General features: G+C 46.7%; 15 protein-coding genes and 2 pseudogenes. 4 read left to right on the top strand and 13 right to left on the bottom strand.

Annotated features, from left to right (window positions below):
- Positions 1 to 5: 5 nt before the first annotated feature.
- The 3 genes from R3D00_06865 to R3D00_06875 form a co-directional block, all read right to left on the bottom strand.
- On the bottom strand, positions 6 to 1244 hold the full coding sequence (locus R3D00_06865; protein ID MEZ4772886.1) for a prenyltransferase/squalene oxidase repeat-containing protein: 1239 nt from the start codon (positions 1242 to 1244) through the stop codon (positions 6 to 8).
- A gap of 90 nt (positions 1245 to 1334) precedes the next feature.
- Positions 1335 to 2474, bottom strand: coding sequence for a hypothetical protein (locus R3D00_06870; GenBank protein ID MEZ4772887.1), 1140 nt, complete (start codon positions 2472 to 2474; stop codon positions 1335 to 1337).
- Complete coding sequence (locus R3D00_06875) at positions 2474 to 3895, bottom strand: MBOAT family O-acyltransferase (protein ID MEZ4772888.1); 1422 nt, start codon at positions 3893 to 3895, stop codon at positions 2474 to 2476. The genes R3D00_06870 and R3D00_06875 overlap by 1 nt, the downstream gene beginning before the upstream one ends.
- Positions 3896 to 3953: 58 nt before the next feature.
- Here R3D00_06875 and R3D00_06880 point away from each other — a divergent pair, with 58 nt between their 5' ends.
- Entirely contained in the window at positions 3954 to 4487 is a 534-nt protein-coding gene (locus R3D00_06880) for a hypothetical protein (protein MEZ4772889.1), read from the top strand.
- A gap of 92 nt (positions 4488 to 4579) precedes the next feature.
- A complete protein-coding gene (locus R3D00_06885; GenBank protein ID MEZ4772890.1) occupies positions 4580 to 6010 on the top strand; it encodes a T9SS type A sorting domain-containing protein in 1431 nt (476 codons plus the stop codon).
- Here the strand turns inward: R3D00_06885 and R3D00_06890 are convergent, their stop codons facing one another.
- From R3D00_06890 to R3D00_06900, 3 genes are all read right to left on the bottom strand, one after another.
- Positions 6011 to 7363, bottom strand: coding sequence for a S41 family peptidase (locus R3D00_06890; GenBank protein MEZ4772891.1), 1353 nt, complete (start codon positions 7361 to 7363; stop codon positions 6011 to 6013).
- A gap of 129 nt (positions 7364 to 7492) precedes the next feature.
- Positions 7493 to 7891, bottom strand: a complete 399-nt coding sequence (locus tag R3D00_06895) for a response regulator (protein ID MEZ4772892.1) — start codon at positions 7889 to 7891, stop codon at positions 7493 to 7495.
- Between the two features lie 72 nt (positions 7892 to 7963).
- Complete coding sequence (locus R3D00_06900) at positions 7964 to 8353, bottom strand: hypothetical protein (protein ID MEZ4772893.1); 390 nt, start codon at positions 8351 to 8353, stop codon at positions 7964 to 7966.
- A gap of 226 nt (positions 8354 to 8579) precedes the next feature.
- On the opposite strand from R3D00_06900, the gene R3D00_06905 reads away from it, so the two are divergent.
- Both R3D00_06905 and R3D00_06910 read left to right on the top strand, forming a co-directional pair.
- Positions 8580 to 8987, top strand: coding sequence for a response regulator (locus R3D00_06905; GenBank protein MEZ4772894.1), 408 nt, complete (start codon positions 8580 to 8582; stop codon positions 8985 to 8987).
- 1 nt (position 8988) lies between these two features.
- Positions 8989 to 9702 carry a DUF4412 domain-containing protein gene (locus tag R3D00_06910; GenBank protein ID MEZ4772895.1) on the top strand — a complete coding sequence of 238 codons (714 nt, stop codon included), beginning with the start codon at positions 8989 to 8991 and terminating at the stop codon, positions 9700 to 9702.
- 10 nt (positions 9703 to 9712) lie between these two features.
- Here R3D00_06910 and R3D00_06915 read toward each other — a convergent pair.
- The 7 genes and pseudogenes from R3D00_06915 to R3D00_06945 form a co-directional block, all read right to left on the bottom strand.
- Positions 9713 to 10129 (bottom strand): annotated as a pseudogene (locus tag R3D00_06915) (TlpA disulfide reductase family protein).
- A 15-nt stretch (positions 10130 to 10144) separates the two neighbouring features.
- A pseudogene (locus R3D00_06920) lies at positions 10145 to 10474 on the bottom strand (FKBP-type peptidyl-prolyl cis-trans isomerase N-terminal domain-containing protein).
- A 54-nt stretch (positions 10475 to 10528) separates the two neighbouring features.
- Positions 10529 to 15916, bottom strand: a complete 5388-nt coding sequence (locus R3D00_06925) for a PKD domain-containing protein (GenBank protein MEZ4772896.1) — start codon at positions 15914 to 15916, stop codon at positions 10529 to 10531.
- Positions 15917 to 15980: 64 nt separating this feature from the next.
- Positions 15981 to 16880: a patatin-like phospholipase family protein gene (locus R3D00_06930; protein MEZ4772897.1), complete on the bottom strand. Its 900-nt coding sequence runs from the start codon at positions 16878 to 16880 to the stop codon at positions 15981 to 15983.
- A gap of 6 nt (positions 16881 to 16886) precedes the next feature.
- Positions 16887 to 18563: an AMP-binding protein gene (locus R3D00_06935; GenBank protein MEZ4772898.1), complete on the bottom strand. Its 1677-nt coding sequence runs from the start codon at positions 18561 to 18563 to the stop codon at positions 16887 to 16889.
- A gap of 239 nt (positions 18564 to 18802) precedes the next feature.
- A complete protein-coding gene (locus tag R3D00_06940) occupies positions 18803 to 19219 on the bottom strand; it encodes a putative toxin-antitoxin system toxin component, PIN family (GenBank protein ID MEZ4772899.1) in 417 nt (138 codons plus the stop codon).
- Positions 19212 to 19415: a hypothetical protein gene (locus R3D00_06945; GenBank protein ID MEZ4772900.1), complete on the bottom strand. Its 204-nt coding sequence runs from the start codon at positions 19413 to 19415 to the stop codon at positions 19212 to 19214. The genes R3D00_06940 and R3D00_06945 overlap by 8 nt, the downstream gene beginning before the upstream one ends.
- Between the last annotated feature and the right edge of the window lie 58 nt (positions 19416 to 19473).

The following is a 19473-nucleotide window of genomic DNA, read 5'->3' on the forward strand; positions in this document are numbered from 1 at the left end:
GTGTTCTATTGGCGCTCAGCAGTAAAACTTTTGTCCTGATCGACGGTAATTGTCAGCAAGGCTGCAGCTGTACAGAAAACCGGGCTGGTGATACAATGGTGGCCAGACCAGCTTCCGTCAGGGTTTTGAATGCGGGTCATCATGGTTTTCATGCGATTGTTCCAGTTGGTCCACTCTTCTCCTCCGGAAAGAACCATGGATTCGCTTGTCATCATATGCGACAAAAATTCTTCTCCACCATTGTTGCCAAAACCTGCCATTACCTGATCCGTCTGAACTTGTTTTCTGGCAATTTCATTGGTGCGCACATCTTGCATGATGGCTTTTACTTCGCTTTCTCCCATTCCGGTTTTTCGGAGGTTTTCCTCTGTCATCGGAATTGCCTGGGAAGGGGAACTCATTTGCATATCGTCAAATACCCCTTCGTCGCGGGCCGTTTCGAGCTGTTCTTTTGCTTTTTTGTAGGACTTGGCCGTAGCGCGTGTAGTACTGGAAAGCGAGTAGAGTTGTACACCCGCAGATTTGTCGGTAACAACGGCACCGCTGGTAGCATCGATATTCATTTTCTGATAATCTTTGCTTCTGATCATGGTAACGGAGTCAACGGCATACCCAGCCTCAGCGGCCTCTTCCAGAGCAATATTCGCTACAGCAGACTGAAGCACTCCTGCCCATGTGCCTCCCTGAATGCTGCCATCTGCATTTTGCGAACGCTGTATTTTACTCAGACATTTATCCTGTGCCTGATTGATGCGTTTGGTAAGTGCAGGATCATCAGTGGCAAAAGGTAGAATTCGGGTGAAAAACCGGGAGGTCATAGATACATCGATGTTTTGTCCCAGTTTTACCTGTGGTTGTGTTCCTGTCAGAGAAGTGATATTGACAGATTCTGCCGGCGATTTTTCAACCTCTTCGAGAAGAAAATTCAGTGCCTTGCGGAGGTTGGTTTTATATTCACCTTCATGAAGGGTATTGCCAGCCCGAAGCAAAGCCATAGCCGCAAAAGCTGTGGTGGCAGGATCTACCTGTACGGCTTTGGGATCAAGGATTCCCTGATTGGCATGGGTGCCTGCCCCCCAGCCACCGTTTTCAAACTGAGCCTTTACCAGCCATTCAATTCCTTTATGAATGACCGCTTCCGTTCCGTCGGGATCAACATTCTTAACTTGAGTGGGTTCAGGTGGGGTTGCCGCAAAAAACAGCATAAGGAAGTACGCAAGTGATACGCTTACAAAAGTTTTCATTTTGTGAAATTATTAGAGTGAAACAATTTGTCTGCGTGCAACCTTAACTGTACATGAAAGACAAATACATCTTCCCGATTCCACAAGCCGTTAGAAAATAATTTTTTCCCAAACCTCAAAACCCAGTCTCGGCAGATTGATTTCGGCATTGAGCAGGATGATCAGGTCTGCCTGTTTCATTTCCTCTATTACATCCAGAGACATGACAGAAGCCCTTTCTCCGTTGATTTCTCTATGAGGTAGTAGTTCCAGACCATAATACCAGAACTGAGATTGTGGGTGAAACAATTTTTCATGCAAACCTTGGTCATACCAAATCTTATAGTAGCTGTCTCCGATAACAATGACTTTCGGCTTCTGCTGGGTAGTGTCTGTGGCTGAAAAATTGTAAACGGGTTTTGTTGCCTGATTGCCGGGTATGGCAAATAGCAGGTTCATGGCCCGCTCGACTTCCCAATCGGTATCATTTCGCTGGTAATAGGTTTGGGGGGAATAGGTCATTTCCGGAAGGTACAATCCTGTAAGCGAAAGTGCCTTACTGCGCATGGAGTCAGCTGCAATCGCCGCGCCCCAATGGCTCCAGTGAAGGCCTGTGCGGGGATACAGGCGTATGTCGGTTTCTTTTTGGACTTCCGGGAATTGGGAATAATCGATATTTGGCACATGATACTGGTCGAGCAGGCGGGTAAATTGTTCCCGGTTAGTTGTGATCTGAGGGTTTTTCAGGTAATGGCCGGGGATCATTTCGGGCATAAATGTCGGTTTGCCAGGCGGGGTGATCACAAGCACACGTGTGTTGAAAGGCTGAAGATAATCCTGAAGATTGGCGATTTTCCGGACCAGAGACTCAGCGGAATCATTGGCGATCAGATCTTTTCCCAGCCAGGCATCGATATAGGTTTTGTCGTATAGTTCGCCGTTTTTCCCCACGACAATTCTTTGGTTGGCCGAATGGTTGAAAAGGGAGTAATCCAGCTGATTATTCGCTCTTACAAACCAGGGTCTGACGGGGTAATTCTCTTTTGCATATTCGTTCATCCGTGACACATACTGTCCGGAAAACCATGTGTCGAGTTTCAGCGGCAGCTTTTTTGTCGGGTAAAAACTTCCGGAAAGCTGGACAATGGTAATTTCTCCAATTTGGGAAGGGAGGAGGGCGATATAGGCAGCCGGAACGAGCAGAATCACCAACTGCAACCCCAGGATTATATATTTCAGTTTGTGATTCATTAGAAACGGAAATATATGAATGGGTTAAAGTCGCGGGCAAAAAGTTCGGTCAGGCAAATGATGCCGATGCAGGATGCCGAAACTGCCCGGAAAATGATCACAGGCATGGCGACGGTTCCTGAATAGAGTTTCTCAGGCATTTGTTCGATTTTGGGCAAAAGCCCCATAAATGAAAAGATACCGGCAAAAATCAGGATCGTCATGGTGCGGGAATCGGCGAATATATCCATATGAAAGTTTTCGAAGGAAAACATTCTTCCTAAAAAGCCGAAGGCATAGGTGAGCGTATCAGCCCGGAAAAATACCCATCCCACCAGAACGATGATATAGGTAATGAAAACAGAAGGTATTCGCCCGAGAAATTGAAGCCATTTCCGGAAAAACAGGCGGTCGGCAATGAGAAATAAACCATGGAAAGCGCCCCAAACCACAAAATTCCACGAAGCACCGTGCCAGAATCCGGAGATCAGGAAAACAATCCATAGATTGAAGAAAGTGCGCAACTCGCTTTTACGGTTTCCTCCCAACGGGATATACAGATAGTCGCGCATCCAGTTGCCCAGTGAAATATGCCACCTCCGCCAAAACTCAGTGATACTTTGGGAGATATAAGGGAAATGAAAATTCTCTGCAAACCGGAAGCCCATCATCAGGGCAAGCCCAATGGCCATATCGGAGTAGCCGGCAAAGTCAAAATAGATCTGAAAAGAATAGGAGACGATTCCCAGCCAGGCCATCCCTGCACTGATTTGTTCGGGAGGAAGGGCAAACAGCGGATCGGCAAATTCACCCAGTGCATTGGCAATCAATACTTTTTTTCCCAGCCCGGTGACAAACCTGAAAAACCCTGCAAGTTTGTAGTCGATATGCTCGGTGAGTGTACGGTCTGATAGCTGTGTGGCCACTTCATTGTAGCGCACTATGGGCCCGGCGATCAGCTGCGGGAAGAGCAAAATATACAAAGCGTAATTGACAAAATTTTCCTGAACCGGAGCTTTTTCCCTGAATATATCGAGGGTATAACTCAGTTTTTGAAAGGTAATGAAAGAAATCCCCACCGGAAGCAGAATATGCGGCAGGGGAATCTGGGCAAATGAAAAAACAGAAAGCGCGATATTGAGATTTTCCGTAAAAAAATCGAGATATTTGCAAATCAACAGTGTGCCAGTATTGAGTAGAATGACCAGAAGCAGCAGTCGGTTTTTTACTTTTCCTTCGGAATACCAGATCAGCCGGTTGAGGTAAAAATCAATTACCAGCCCGGCCATTAATAAAAAGAAAAATACAGGAGCTCCCCACAAATAGAAAACAGAACTTCCGGCAAGTGCAACATGGTTTTTCCATTTGTCCGGAGAAACAAAGTACAAAACCAGAAAAACCGGAAAAAAATATAAAAGGAAAATAATGCTGCTGAAAACCATAAGTTGGGCTTTGGCGAAAGGACAAAAATAGGCGATCAGCAATTAACGAACAACCGCTATGTCATCAGGTCAGATTTTGGAGGAAGGTATTGATAAAGGCGCTCAATTTCATGCAATTAAGCGGGAGTTTTACCGGGTACTCCTGGTGCTTGGGCTATTGTCTTTTGCCGCCGGTTTACTCTATCTGTGGGCCAGGCCATTGGAAGCAATATTTGAGAATAGTGGAAATACATTTCACATTTTACCTCAGCAAGAGTTTGCGATGGAAATGATTCTTGAGGGAGTATCCGGGCGTGATCAGGTTTCGGTGTCTGTGATGCGCAAAACTATCCACAAAGCTGAGCGCCAGGCTATGTTGGTGGTGTCGGCAGGAGAGTTTTGGCAAAGCGTGGAGGCTGTAAAGGAAAAAAAAGAAGGCGGGTGGGAATTATTGTCCCAAACCATTAAACTACCCGAAAACCTGAAGGATAAGGTACTGAAAGTCTATTGCTGGAATCCCGCGGGAGGGGAATATGATTTTCTTGACTATCAGGTGGTTGTTCTTTACAGAGGCAAGTTTTTCAGGAAGATATACAGGAAAGAATCCCCATGAAATTCGATTTGTAAGCAGGTGTTCGGGTGTGATATTGCAAAGGTTATTGATAATATATTTCCATTGCCATAGATAGCAGAATACCACTCAAATTGAGACCTCAAAACCGAAATACCATTACCCCCTCGCTCAATGTTCGCTGGAAACTATCTGCCACTGCGGTTGGCATTGTTACCATTTTGCTTGCCGGGATTTTCGGTACCATGGGGACGAATGCTACGGAAATCTGCGGCAACGGGATTGACGATGATGGGGATGCCCTGATAGATTGTGAAGATCCGGATTGTACAAACAGTTGGGATTGTCTGGTCATACCGATTGGCGATCTGGCAGAGACTGGAAACTGGACGGGGAGTGGCTTTGGCCCTTTTGCCGCATCTACTCCAGGCGGAGAGGTTGTGGTAACGGCAAATGTTACAGTCAGTGGAAATGCAAATTTTCAGGCGACGCCTGTAGGAGTAATGGGTACAGGCGCTTTTTGGCAGCGGGGTATTCAGGGGAAACCCTCATTTGAAACGGTTGTGTATTGGGATAAAAACCCTGAGTCAGGAACAACCGATATTGACAGAGCCTCCGATGATAAGGGTAGGGGGGTGATGACATTCGCATTTAGCGAAACAGTCAAAAATCCGGTATTACACATTGACCGTATCGGAGGATGGGGAGGCTCGATTTCCAGCAGTGCAAAATTTACTGTAACTACGCCAGGCGTTACACTGGTAAGAATGACTGGCACGGATGATTTTCAAGTTACGGGAACTACTTTTTTCCGGACACCTGATATCACTACTACTGCCGTGGGTGAGGCAAATCAAAGTGCCAATATCGGCACTGCTGCCGGGACCATGGTTGTAAAAGGTACATTTTCCAGCGTGAGTTTTTCCTACACGGGAGTAGGTGTGGAGGGAACGGGAGGTGATGGCATCGAGTTTATCTGGACACTTGACACCGGCAGTGCCCTGCTTCCGGTGGAATGGCTGGGATCCGCCGCAGCATGGGAGGGAGAAGATGCCCGTATATTCTGGCAGACTGCGCGGGAATTGAATTCTGATTTCTTTGAGGTGGAAAGAAAAAACACTGAAACGGAAAAATTTGAGGTCATACATAAAATGCAGGCAGCAGGAGCCAGCGACCATAAGCAGAGTTATGAATTTTTGGATATGGGCATTGCGAGGATGGTCAAAGGGAAGACCCTGTTTTACCGGATCAGACAGGTGGATATGGATGGGAGCTCAACCTATTCCCCTCAAATGGAGCTGTCTTCTAATCTGGAAAAACAGCAGATCAGTATTTTCCCGAATCCCGCATCCGAAAAGGTTACCATTCAATTTCCCGCAGGATCGGGCAATGAAGCCGGCCGGCTGTTTGTGACGGGAATCAGTGGCCGCAAAATCAGAGAAGAGGTGATTGCGGTTGGAGAAGATGCAGAAATATTGGATGTGAGCGAATGGGCTAAGGGAATTTATATTATCCGATATGTGAATGGCCAGCAGGTATATACCCGGAACCTTGTAGTAAAGTAATCAATTTTTACCGCGTATCAGGGAAAGGACAAATTCCAGTTGCGTATCTTTTCCCAGGAGAAAGTCTGTAAGGGAATCTTCTACATTCAGGTCAGGCGGCAATCCCTGGTTTACAATTCTGTAATCATCTTTGCGGGTGGTAAGCCGAATGGTGGAAACTCTTCCGGTTATCCGGCTGTTGGGGAGAATAAATTCCACAGAATTGCCAAAAGTCCCGGTTTCGATACATCCACAGGAAGTGCCTACAGTCTTGCCCATTTCATTATACGTAAAAGCATGATGCAGGAGGCAGGAATTGGAAATGGAAAGGCCATTGGTCAGGAGGTAGGTTTCCCCGGTAAAACGCAGCTTCTCAGGCTTGGGAGAGATGGGTTCCCAGATGAGTGTATCATAAGTATTTACCGGATTTTGCCACCCACTGGCGAGTTCTTTTCCCACAAATTTTTTAAAAACTGAAATCGCAAGTCCCGGGAAAACCATATCGTATTTAATTCTTTCTTTAAAAAGCGGGCTTGCTCTCACGATACTGGTATAGGCGTAGAAAAAAGGTTTGTCTGAAAGAAAAGAAAGCAGTTCGGGGCCGCGAATGATATAGCCGCCTTTATTTCCCCTTACATCAATGATCAGGTATGAGACCTCAGACTTTCGGATGGTGCGGAATGATTGTTTGAGAAATTGCCTGTATTTCAGCTCATTTCCCTGTGCGAAAGAGCCAATTCGGAGCACGGCAGCCTGATCTTCAGGGAGAAGATTGAGTTGAAAAGACTCCTCAAATTTTTTTCTGACTTTGGGCGGCTTTTCTGTTTTTTTGATACCGGGATATTGAATCAGCGAATCTCGGCTGCTACCTGGAGTTCTGACCTGAAGGGCATTGATGCTGTCAATCGGAAAAAACAGCGGCAGGCTATTGGCAAAATTTTCTTCCATCAATCCGATACGGGTAGGAGAAATATCGCCGTCTGTATAATGTTCTGCAAGCAGTTTTCGGGCAATCCAGATGGCAGGTACACCATTAATGGCGATGAGTTCTGTGCCCGTAGAAACCCGGTTGCCCGGATCCCCGGCTATATATATTCGTTGGTTGAAGTATCGGATTTTCAGCGGCAGATAAAACCCACCGGCGTGGGCATAGGGATTGGCCGCCCAGGAGAGCCATATACGTGTATGGATATCCTTTACACTTATAATGATGGGATTAAGCTGCTGATAGAACCAGATCACGGATCTCGGCTGAGCGATACTATCTTCAACAGCCCGGAAAAGAGATTCCAGCTCTTCTTTTTGGATGAAAGCAAAAGGATCGGTCGGCGTGGTATAGAGGACAGACCGCAAGGAATCGATATCTTCCTGCATTTGGGCGGGAGTGAGCGCAGCGCGAGGTGTATGCCGTTTTTGGGCAAACAAACTAAAACAAGAAAAAAGACCCCATAACAATAACAGGAAAAGCCGCATGAAACATAAACGAGGGTAAAGATATCTTTGTTATAAACTGGTTGTACCTGACAGCCAACGGCCGATTGTCAAGGCCAGTACATCCTGCCTGACCGGTTTGGGAATAAAATCATCCATACCGGCTTCCTTGCAATCAGACTGGTCTTCGGGCATGGTATTGGCGGTGAGTGCAATAATAACCGGGCCGCGTTTGCCATATTGCTCATATTTTTTCCGAATGATTCGGGTTGCTTCCAGCCCATTCATTACAGGCATCTGAATGTCCATAAGAATAAGGTCATAGGAAGCTTTTTCCAGCGCTTCTATGGCTTTGAGGCCGTTTTCTGCGAGTACTACAGAGTAACCAATTTTCTCAAGTAACTTAGTGGCAACTTTCTGGTTGATGAGATTATCTTCTACGAGCAGGATTGAAGGGACATTCGCGGTCATGTTGGATCGTTTGTTTTGTCCTTAAAAGTAATAAGCTGCAACGAAAAGATTCGGGTAAGTTTGGCCCAATACTTACCAGCCCACCATAGAGGTCAATTTGAGGAAACTAACTTTGGTCTGGGGGCATACCGGGATAGAATAGTCAGGATCATTGATCTGTTTTTCATTGACAACGATCACAAACTCATTGCGCTGAAAAGCTGCCATTGCGATACCAAACAGGATTTCCGGATCCAGTCGATGTTTTCGGTTTAGCTTATAGCCGTTCAGGACAACTTCTGCGTGAGCCGGCTGTACCAGTCCCCGGTAGTATTCCGGCCGTTTATGATTATATTCATTCACTTCCTGAAATATACGGGCGCGTATCAGTTCTGATGCACTGATATTTTCACTGTTTAGCTTGAGTTTCACCTGATTGAGAATACTGCCAGCTGTCGTTTCATCATGGATAGTCATGTACATGGAGTAAAGCGTTTTTTCAAATAAAGTATGAGCGATTGGGGGTAAATGAAACGCTTGCAGGTTAAAAGAAATAGGGTGGATTCGGGGTAAAATCCTGTTTGAACTATAACGAAAAACCGTGCCGAAAGAAGTGAAATCACGTATTGAGAAAGTAATTATCTAACATCATTTTTTTTTCTTATTTTCACAGACCACATTTGTTATATCTATTATAGTCTATCGGTATATGACGTTGATTAAACGAGCACTGATTATTGATGACGATGAAGTCAATAACTTTATCTGTATCAAAAATTTACGTGACTTAAACTTCGCACAACTTGCCAGCTACTGCACACGGGGGAGGGAAGGCCTTGACCTGTTGGCAGATACTTTGAAAAATAAACCTGAAGAATTTCCTGATGTGATCTTCCTCGATATCAATATGCCACTGATGAGTGCATGGGAGTTTCTGGAAGAATATAAGACCATCCAGGCTTCTTTCCCGGGAAAAGTGTATTTGTTTATACTTTCTTCTTCTGTATACCGGAAAGATATTGAACGCGCATCCCAATATGATGTAGTTACTGACTACATTATCAAGCCTTTAAACAAAGAAAAACTGTTACAAATCCAAGAAAAATACTTCTCCTGATATGAAAACTCTTACTTCTGTTCTTATTGTTCTTCTGGCATTCGTTTCCCATCTGTCTGCACAGAAATTTGAAGGCACCGTAACCATGAATAATTCTCTCTACGGGGGAATGACCACTTCTTTTTATATTCAAGGTGATCGTGCCGCGATGGTTTCTCATAGTAAAGAGATAGAGCCCGGAAGCCGGACAGTCATTGACCGTGTTACAGGAGACTATCATGTAATCTCTCAGATGCAGGTTGTGAAGTATAACCTGTCTGATCCGCAGTTTGCTGCGCTTCCCGGCCAAAATGCAACAGCAGAAGTAACGAATACCGGCGAGTTTAAAACCATTGACGGGTATCAGTGTGAAAAAGTCCTGGTAAATCAGGGGGGGAGATCTGCCGAATTATGGGTTGCTGCTTCCCTTGCAAATCTGGATATCGCCTCATTTATGATTCCACGTTCGCTGCGCAGGGAAGGCCGTTTTCTTCATGTAGAAGGCGTAACGGGTTTCCCTTTAGAGATCAATGGAACGGATGATCGCTCCGGACAGCCATTTACCATTAAGAATACGGTTCGCGTCGGTAAAGTGGATAGTGAAAAATTGACTATCCCCGCTGTCGCCTCCACGATCGAGATTAATTCTCTGATTGAAGATATCGAAGACGCCGGCGGGGATAGAGAGAAACTGAAACAGGTTAAAGAAAATCTGAATCAGAACAATCAGAACTAGTAATTTCGGATTAGTTACTTCCCAGTAATTCTTCCAGTTTGCTTTCCAGCGAAGGGCCGCGGAGATTCTCTGCGATCACTTTGCCTTGTTTGTCGAGCAATACGGTATAGGGAATCGCATTTACGCCGTAAGCCTGAGCGGCTTCACTTCCCCAAAACTGAAGATCACTGACATGATGCCAGGTGAGTTTATCCTGTTCGATAGCTTGTACCCATGCATCTTTGGTGCGGTCAAGACTTACCCCAAAAATCTCAAATCCTTTGTTTTTGTATTTGTTGTACATGCGCACAACATTGGGGTTTTCGGCGCGACATGGGCGGCACCAGCTTGCCCAAAAGTCTATCAGCACAATTTTCCCTTTTAAATCACTGAGATTCATCGTTTCTCCGGATGGCGTAGGGAGGGAGATTTCCGGTACGGATTGGCCCGCCTGGAATTTGGTAGCAGAAGCCGAAGGTTGTTGCTGCTGCTGCTGCATCATGGCATCACGTTGTTTTTGACGAATTTCATTCTGAAGGGACATCAGCAGGTTTTGCGCCTGTTCTTCCGTCAACGCCGGTTCCTGACCTTCCGCGGTAGAGGTATAGCCGTGGTAGACCATTTCACTGTTGATTTCAATATCTTGAGCCTTGAGGTTATTGCCCAGGTCTCTGCCCAGCGCGTAGGAAATGCTGTCCATCTTGGTTTCCATTTTCCCGACCCCAATCTTGCCTGTATTATTGCACGCACCCATGATCAGGGATGCAATCATTGGAAAAATTATTTGTTTCATTATTCTAAAATTCAGGTTTTGTCTGACGATGCGAAGTTAATTAATTATTGTCGTTTATTCATCAATCACCACTTTTTTCACAACAAAACGGTCTTCTGACTGGATTTTGAGCAGGTAAGTACCTTTGCTTATACCGATCACGTCCACTCTGTAAACGGGACTTTCCATATGGTAATCTGCGCGGAAAATTTCTTTTCCTTTGACGTCCCAAAGACTGATCTCTACTTTTTGAGTCCAGTTATCTTCAAATCTTATATCGAAAATTCCATTTCCGGGGTTGGGATAAACGGAAATACCTGCTTCTCCGGTCAGGTCTCCGATACTTACATTGTTGATGTCAATGGTCTGAGTCAGTGTATCGCTTCCACATTCATTTTCTGTAATCAGCTGTATATCATATACGCCGTTGGTTATATAAGTGTGGAAAGGGTGAATATCCTGTGAGATCGTACCATCGCCAAAATCCCAAACATAGCTGTTGCCTGCCAGTGATTGATTGGTAAACGCAAAAGTCTGAAAGCCGCCAAAATAATTGTAGGAGAAGGCTGCAACCGGCAGAGAATCGACCTGGATCTGAAAAATTTCCATGTCATTCCCTTCAGCATTGGAAACGGTCAGCGAAATGTCTTTCTGCCCGCCAGTAGCGTAAATCACCTGATGGGGTCCTGAGGTGGTGGCACTTGCCGGGAAAGCATCTGTACCAAAATCCCAGCTATAGCCCGATAGGCCAATACCTGTACTATTGTCTGTAAAGATTACTGTATCCCCCTGGCAAATCTCAGTCTGCGAAGCCGTAAATGCTGCATCAGGTGGTGTGATACCCGTAATAGATACCGTTTGGGTAAAGGTATCTGTGCCGCAAACACCCGATGCAACGAGCGTAACGAGGTAGTTTCCATTTGCCAGATATTCATGGGTAATTGTGGTATCGGTTTGAGTAGTTCCATCTCCCAAATCCCAGAAAAGATTATCCCAGCTGGTGGCGCCGCTGGTAAAGCTGACAGCGTTGACACCCGTGACAGAATAGACAAAAGCAGCGACTGGCTGGTCAATTACCTGGATTACCTGCGAGAGTGTATCCGTTCCCAGTGAATTGCTGACAATCAGGGTAATCGTTTTTAGTCCGGGCGTGGAAAAAGTGGTGGATACCGGTCCGGGAGCTGTCGAACTCTGAAGCGATGCGTCAACCGGAAACTGCCAGTTGTACTGTAAGCTGGTGCCGACAGAGTTTTGGCTGAAAGATACCGGCACTCCTACACAAAAAGGCCCGGCAGGAACGGTAAAAGAAGCCTGCGGCGATACACCTCCCAGTTCTTCGATATTGATATTGTCGATATACAAATTGTTGCCGTAGCCGGTGCGGTTGGTAAAACGCACAACCACCGAATTGCCCACATAAGCAGAGAGATCTACCGAATCTTTGCGCCAGGAAGAGGCATTGGCCGGTGCCCAGGAACTTGTCTGGCTTCCTGCGGTAGCGAGGACCAGGCCGGCTTTGCTGTAAGCGACAGAATTAAACGACTCCCCGCAATCTGTAGACACTATTATTTTCAATTCATCGGCAAAACTGTTGCTGAATTGTGCATAAGCCACATCAAACGTGAGCATGGGACTTCCTGCTGCCGTCAGGTCAACCGGGAAAGAAGTAAGGTCGTCTTCTGAACCCGCTGCATTATAATTGTAGTTGTCTATAAATGCCGCCTGAGTGGTCGCACCTGTGCTTCCCGGAACAGAAATAAGCGTCCATGTGGTGCTGTTGTCAGGGTTGTTAAGATCCCATCCTACCGGCGGAAAAACGCCTGATTGAAAGTTTTCAGTGACAGAAAGCAATGCTCCTGAGCTTGCAACGATGTAGGCGGTTTTGATAAGTGTATCAGAACCATAAAAATTGGTAGCGGTAAGACTTACCTGATAGGTGCCGGGTTGCGCAAAAATCACCTGGGGATCTTTGGAGCTGCTGTCTGTATTGTTGACAAAAGTTATTGTAGCCGGGGAAAAACTCCACTGCCAACTGGTGGCACCCAGTGTCGTCAGATCTGTGAAGGTAACTATATTGCCTGGGCATACGCTTTGTTTGTCAGAGGTGAACTCTGCTACTGGCGGAAGGGCAATATTGGTTACGCTAATATCGTCGATGGCAATGTCGCTGGTAAAACCGTCTCCGGTAATTCCTCTAAACCTCACCTGCACCAATGGCCCAAAACCGGCAAGGCTCACCTGGCCTTCTTTCCAGCTATTTCCCTGATCTCCGGTAACCGGGGGAATGACATCTGTGTAAAGATTATTTCCATCAAAAATATCTACATGAAGTTCGCCCATATCTGCTCCCAGCATATGATACCAGAACCGAAGCACCGGATTGGGGGTACCTGTAAGGTCAATACATGGGCTGACAAGCCCGGCGGTGTTGTTGCTGCATGCCGACGCTTCGGTATAGAGATATTTTCCGGAAGCATTCCCCGGGTTGTGGTCAATCGTGGGGCCGGTTCCGTTGGAAGGCGTTCCTCCATTATCCACCCGCCAGTCAATATCGTCTCCTGCACCATTGGTGATGTTGAGCCAGTTGTTGGAAAGAGTACAGACCGTAAGGCCGCAGTCGTTGCCAGTACCGCAATTGGGCTGTGATTCAAAATTTTCAATAAAGGGAACTGATAAGACTGCCGAAGGAACAACGGAAAACGAGGTATTTGCCTGGTTATTTCCCGGGTCCTGGTCTCCCGCCAGTGTAATCCATGCAGAGATTGAATAAGACAAGTTGGTGCCAAACAGTTCTGGCTGGGTAAAAGTATAGATGCCTGCGGCTCCCGGTAAAATAGTTCCTGTAAAGGTTTCCGTAACGACAGGGCTATTTCCCACCTGATAAGAGACACTGAAACCTGTTTGAGGATTGGTTCCGGCATTCTGAATGTTGACTGATATATAAGTTGTATCGCCAAAACACTCAGAAAGAACAGGCAGGCCAGGATAGGCAAAGTTGACGAGTGCGAGATCATCATCTTTGGGACATGGAGCAGGTATGGCGTACTGTACGGCATTTGCCCTTCGGCCTTTCAGCCCTTGTGGGCCGGTCGCTCTTACCGATATCCAGTTGTCAGCCTGAACAAAATTTCCCGTGAGGGTGATGCTATTAGTGGCGGTAGAAGCTACGGAGTCCATGTATTTATCTCCGAGCAGAAATACATCATATCCCGTCGCCCCTGTTACGGGCGCCCATGTGATGAAAAATGAATCGGGACAGGCGGCGCTTACCTGAATATTTTGAGGAACACCGGAGATTGTGAAAGGATATTCGCTTTGCCCGGAGACCGTACCTCTGTTGATCTTTACAAGTGCCTGTCCTGTTACTGTATTGGGCACATTCCAGCTGTACATCCGGCTGTTGCCCGGAATATTGCCGGCAATGTTTGTCCAGGTAATACCACCATTGGTGGAGTAGCTGATAGCAAAAGTACCAGCATCGCCGTAGGCGTCCCAGTGAATCCGCCGGGTTTCTCCCGGCACGAAACCTTCGCCACCAGCGGGATACACTACTGTAATTTCTTCAGGGGTAAATTCATATACCACATAATATTTTTGAGGTCCTACGGGAACAGCCGTGCCGTTGACCTGCAAGGTATAAGCGCCTGCCGCCGGGTCTGTGAGTCTCACCTGCTCAACGTTGTTGAGATTGTCGATACCGGGGACAGCCGGCTGGTTGAGCGTATTTACATTCGGTGCAGCGTTGAGCACAAGCGGGAGAAAGGTCGTATTCGCCTGATCTTTCACTTTCATATCGAGATTGTTGACAAGCGCGACAGCCACACTGGGGGAGGATTCTTTGTCAAGCCAATACACCATGATCCTCGCTTCTTTGGTTCCGGCGGGAATATTGATGGTATGCGTATTGGAATCGCCCTGAGAGATTACATCGCTGAAGTATCGGTTTTCTTCTAATGTTTTGACTGCCCGGAGTCCGTTGACGATTCCCCATCCATACTGGAAGTCGGGACCGGGAACGCCGATTTCGTTGGCAGTATTGAGCATAATGGCTTTGATGAGCGGAGACTCCGGATAGGCGTTTCCATTGAGTGCTCGATAGGCCTGATACAATTGTGCGACTACACCTGCCGTGCTGGGAGATGCGGCAGAAGTTCCGCCTCCGGGTGAATAACCATTGTTGGGATCAGTAGAAATCTGACCCTGGCCGTGGGCAGCGATGTCGGGTTTGATCCGGCCATCATAAGCCGGTCCGCGGCTGCTGCTGTTTTCAAGCGCAGCGTCAGCATACAGATTGGCGACGGCTATGACATTTTTCCCCTGTTTGTGGCCGCCGGTGATATTTCCCCATTGGCTACCTGCGCCATAGCCACAGTTGTTATTGTTGCTATTTCCTGCCGAAAAAACATGAAGGAGATTGGGGTTGTCGTAAATCTGTTTGTCCACCCGCTGGGTAACGGTGGTGTAGCCGGTATTGCAGCCATCGGAATAGGAAGAATTGGTGATCATGACACTGTCATTCTGATGGAGCGGCAGGGTATTGTCAGTGAAGGAAGCATCGTAGTCTAGCACATAAATATGCGCACCCGGGGCTGCGCCACGTGTAGTGGGATCGATATTTCCCGCTCCGGCAAATACACCGGCAACCATATCACCATGTGTGCCTGCAAGCGGTGCTGCTGCATTGATTTGAGTCGTACGGTTTTGGAAGTCTATATGCGGCCCGATTTCTCCGTCGTCTCTGACAAGGACATTGATGCCTTCGCCATTGTAATGCCTGCCCAGTGGGTGATCTGAGTCGAGGTTCGCCGCCCGGTGGAGTGAGCGTCCGCCGTCATCTTCCGGTTCTCCCGGAGGACTTGTCGGCTCCACGTAAGCCACCTGTGGCAGGTTGGGCAGATCGTACATTCTGTCAATGGGCAGTTGTATAAATAAAACCGGCTCATCTTCCAGACTTCTCAGAATGGTCGCCTGCAAGCCGCGAACAGCAGCTTCTACCTGACTTGCCGGAATGCCGGGATAATACTGAAGATACAGTTCGATCCGGTCGCCGCGAACCGCCCACCAGGGCAGACTTTCATTAAAAAGGCGGGGATCGATTTTTTCGATAGAAGCAGGCGCTACGATGCTGCGTATGCCCATCGTTCGGAGAGAGGATCGGTTTAGGCCTGCGGGAATAGCTGCCAGCCAGGTATTGTGGGGGAGATAGTCATAGAGGCGGATGCCGGTATTTTCCATTCGTTTTTTCGCCTCATTTCCCGGGATTTCATAAAACTGAATATAGCGGTAATAGAAGCCATTCAGCTTATGATTTTGGTCATCGGGGTTGGAAATGAATTTTTCCAGATTTTCGGGGAAAACCACGGTTCCTGATTTAAAAAGGACCTCGGGTGTTGATTTTTGACCGAAGAGAAAGGAAAACCCAAAGATCAAAAAAAGGAAAAGTAGCGTAGCGTTACGAGACATGTAATAAAATTTTGGGGAATGAATACTGCTGTACTATATGTGCTGAAAGATGAATTTCCCTATCTTACTCAAATAATCGATGGAAAATTTGTTGGAAAAATGCCTTGATTTTTTGCCAGAAAGAAAGCGAACCGGACATTTCCAGCGTGTCAACACCTGCCTTGCGGAATCGGTTGCGATAAGGATTGGTGGGCGAAAATCTTCCTTCAACAAGTCGGGTGATTTCCGGCATTTTTTTCATGGCAGACTGGTAGCCTTCTTCGAATATCTGGTCTGCTTTTTTGAGGTCAAAAAAACCATAATTGCCGACTGGTGGTTCGATCACTGCGTCGCACAACAGCAGCCGGGGCCTGACATTGTTCCACATGACCAGATCGAGGGTGCGATAGCCTATATCAATGAGGCTTTCCAGACTTTCCGCTGGGCCGACCGGGCATACATTCACCCCAATGATTTTATCGCAAAATTTTTCGAGCGGCTCTACGGGGAGGTTGTTGAGTACCCCTCCGTCTGCGTAGAGATGTTCTCCGATTTTTCTGCTTTTAAACAGAATCGGAATAGAAGTCGAAGTAACCACCACATTGAATAGCGGGCCTTCGCCAACTATTTCTGATTTGCCAGTGGTGAGATTCGTAATAGACACAAACATGCGCTTTTTCAGCGCGGCAAAATCATCGGTTTCGATATATTCCCCCAGCAACTCGTCTACATAGGAATTATCGATCAGCCCCATAGAGGGCAGGGTAGGCTTAAAGAGCCGTGTGAGGGAGGAGTTTTTAAAAATATCCAGTATTTCCTGCGGGGAATAACCAGCGGCATACAGCGTACCGACCAATGCTCCGGCGCTGGCACCGGAAAGATAATCAGGCGAGATATTGTTTTCTTCGAGTGCCTGAAGGACGCCAATGTGGGCGATACCTCTGGTACCGCCCCCTGACAGACATATTCCTATGGATTGACTCATTGAGGATTATTTCCAATGTACTCCTCTTCCGCCTTCATACCATTTTTCGTAGTGGGCTTCGTATTTATCATCTACTGCGCCACGTTTGATTTTCAATGATGGGGTAAGGATACCGTTGTCGGTTGTCCATTCGCCCTGAACCACCACCGCGTTTTGGAGTTTTTCGTGGTGTTCGAGTTGGGGATTCACCTCAGCGAGCGTTTCTTTTATGCTGGCAGCAATTTCTTCCCGGTCTTTTGCCCTTCCTTTTTCAGACAAGACGACCAGGGCAATCGGCTGCGGGATATTGGAACCGACGACACAAACCTGCTCGATATATTCGTTTTTGGAAAGCAGCATTTCAATCGGGTTGGGTGCTACGTATTTTGCTTTGGAAGTTTTAAATATATCTTTCACCCTTCCGGTAATGCGCACATACCCGTCGGGATCAACTACGCCTTTATCACCGGTGTGGAGAAATCCATCGCGAATCGTTTCGGCTGTTTTTTCGGGTTCCAGATAATACTCAGTCATGTTTGCAAGGCTTTTCACGCAGATTTCGCCCTCTTCCGTGATTTTCATTTCGAGGTTGGGCATAGGTTTTCCTACCGTTCCAAAGCGGTATTGACCGGGGAGGTTTGCATGAGAGTAGGCTGCATTTTCGGTCATTCCATACACTTCAAATATGGTGATCCCCAGGTTTTGATACCATTCAAGATGGGCCCGCGGCATAGGAGCTGCACCGGTCAGACACACGCGGGCGTTGCTAAGGCCGAGTGCTTCGCGTATTTTTTTGCGGATGACGTTATTGATAATAGGTATAGCAAGCAGCAGGTTGAGTTTTGACTGGGAAAATTTGGCCAGTACCCCGCTTTGGAATTTGGCCCAGATACGCGGTACACCGAGGAAAACTGTCGGGCTACCTTTGACCAGATCGTCTTTGAAGGTTTCGAGCGAATGGGCAAAATTGACTGAACCACCGCAGCGAAGCGTTCCCATGGTGATGAGCATTCGTTCGGCAATATGGGACATAGGCAGATAGGAGAAAAATTTATCTGCTTTGGTAAGGCTGAAAATATCATTAAAAGCCTCGATGGCAAATACAGGCGAGATAAAGTTGAGGACCACCCCTTTGGGCGTACCGGTGGTACCGGAAGTATAGATGATGGTCATCATTTCATTGAGGTCGCGGGTAGGGTTGGCGGCCATTGGTGCATGATTGCTGGTATAATCTGCCCAGGTTGGATAGTTTTCCATTCCCGGGAGGGTGTCATAGATGCCAAAGCTGATACACTCCACGCCATCGATGATGCCCTTTTTCATTTCTTTCCAGTCGTGAGCGTCGAGTTTGCCTACAAAAAGGAGTTGCGCTTCACTATGTTTAAGGATATAAGAGACCGTGCCTGCATTGACATTGGGGTAAATGGGCACCGAGATATGCCCGCTCATCATGATGGCGAGATCAGCCATGATCCAGTGCGCGCAGTTTTTGGACAGGATGGCAATGCGGCTGCCAGGTTCAAGGCCACGGGCTTCAATGGCGGCAGCCATTTTTCGAACTTCCGTTGCCACTTGCCCCCAGGTCCAGGTAACGTATTCAGAGCCAAGCGGCTGGGTCAAATAGACTTTGTCGGGCTGAGATTTTTCCCAGCCATATAACAATTCAAGCGGAGTTTTGAGATTAGTTTTTGTGAGCGTCGCCATAGTAGTCATTTGTAAGTTAATAGGGATCAAAATAGGGAATTATCACTGGTTTACAAAATAACATAACTACAGGCAGAAATGTTTGGGAGGAGGCAGGTTGGCATTATACACGATTTCCGACGGTCGTTTTGACGTGCGGGTTTAGCGTTCCCTTTTTGGTTTTCTTATAAAGCCTTCACTTAGCCCAAGGGTAAGTGCAAAATCGCACTATACGATCTTCATGTTTATTTATCTCAGGATTATTTCCCTTTTATTGTTTCGACAAAATCGGCAAACCTAAGAACTTTTGTTCCATGATAAGGGTTCAGAACTAGTAAATCTTCATCACCGGTGACGAGAAACTGCGCTTTCAATTCCGTACTTGCTGCAAGGAGATAATTATCGTTGGGATCGCGAGCGTCGGATACCTTTGTTTGGGGACGATAAAGGGTCGTAAACTGAAAAATCAGGTCTTTCGTAGCTTCTACTCGCTCACTTTTCAGATACTTTTGAAGCTTAGGACGCTCAACAACATTGAGAAACTCCTTAACAGTATCTGTGCAGGTTATAATCTCAATCTCCGGGTTGAGCAAAATATTCTCCAACTGATTGAGATTTTTTCCAATAGCAAATGAAACCCAGATATTAGTATCAAGGATTGCCCGGGCTTTATTCATTTCCCTGACGGTATGCCTTTATTTCAGCCATAACTTCGTCCTCAGTAACCGGGACATCCAGGGGGGCATTGTTTTGATATTCGCGGATTATCTGCTTGGGGCTTAAAACCTCCGCAATTCCCAGCATAGAAATAAGTTTCAGAAAAAAATCCTTCTGATCGGGTTTTACACGTAAGGTGATAACGGTATCTGACATATCCACTCTTTTCCCTAAATATACGCAAATCTCAACCCTAAAGCATAAAAAACGAAAT

The organism is Bacteroidia bacterium, assembly GCA_041391665.1.
In the GTDB taxonomy this organism is placed as follows: domain Bacteria; phylum Bacteroidota; class Bacteroidia; order J057; family J057; genus JAGQVA01.

Excerpts from the sequence above, each read along its gene's own strand:
- R3D00_06905 (MEZ4772894.1), top strand. The coding sequence starts at position 8,580 with ATGACGTTGATTAAACGAGCACTGATTATTGATGACGATGAAGTCAAT.
- R3D00_06880 (MEZ4772889.1), top strand. The coding sequence starts at position 3,954 with ATGTCATCAGGTCAGATTTTGGAGGAAGGTATTGATAAAGGCGCTCAA.
- R3D00_06930 (MEZ4772897.1), bottom strand. The coding sequence starts at position 16,880 with ATGAGTCAATCCATAGGAATATGTCTGTCAGGGGGCGGTACCAGAGGT.
- R3D00_06895 (MEZ4772892.1), bottom strand. The coding sequence starts at position 7,891 with ATGACCGCGAATGTCCCTTCAATCCTGCTCGTAGAAGATAATCTCATC.
- R3D00_06865 (MEZ4772886.1), bottom strand. The coding sequence starts at position 1,244 with ATGAAAACTTTTGTAAGCGTATCACTTGCGTACTTCCTTATGCTGTTT.
- R3D00_06900 (MEZ4772893.1), bottom strand. The coding sequence starts at position 8,353 with ATGTACATGACTATCCATGATGAAACGACAGCTGGCAGTATTCTCAAT.
- R3D00_06870 (MEZ4772887.1), bottom strand. The coding sequence starts at position 2,474 with ATGAATCACAAACTGAAATATATAATCCTGGGGTTGCAGTTGGTGATT.
- R3D00_06945 (MEZ4772900.1), bottom strand. The coding sequence starts at position 19,415 with ATGTCAGATACCGTTATCACCTTACGTGTAAAACCCGATCAGAAGGAT.
- R3D00_06925 (MEZ4772896.1), bottom strand. The coding sequence starts at position 15,916 with ATGTCTCGTAACGCTACGCTACTTTTCCTTTTTTTGATCTTTGGGTTT.
- R3D00_06890 (MEZ4772891.1), bottom strand. The coding sequence starts at position 7,363 with ATGCAGGAAGATATCGATTCCTTGCGGTCTGTCCTCTATACCACGCCG.
- R3D00_06910 (MEZ4772895.1), top strand. The coding sequence starts at position 8,989 with ATGAAAACTCTTACTTCTGTTCTTATTGTTCTTCTGGCATTCGTTTCC.
- R3D00_06940 (MEZ4772899.1), bottom strand. The coding sequence starts at position 19,219 with ATGAATAAAGCCCGGGCAATCCTTGATACTAATATCTGGGTTTCATTT.
- R3D00_06875 (MEZ4772888.1), bottom strand. The coding sequence starts at position 3,895 with ATGGTTTTCAGCAGCATTATTTTCCTTTTATATTTTTTTCCGGTTTTT.
- R3D00_06935 (MEZ4772898.1), bottom strand. The coding sequence starts at position 18,563 with ATGGCGACGCTCACAAAAACTAATCTCAAAACTCCGCTTGAATTGTTA.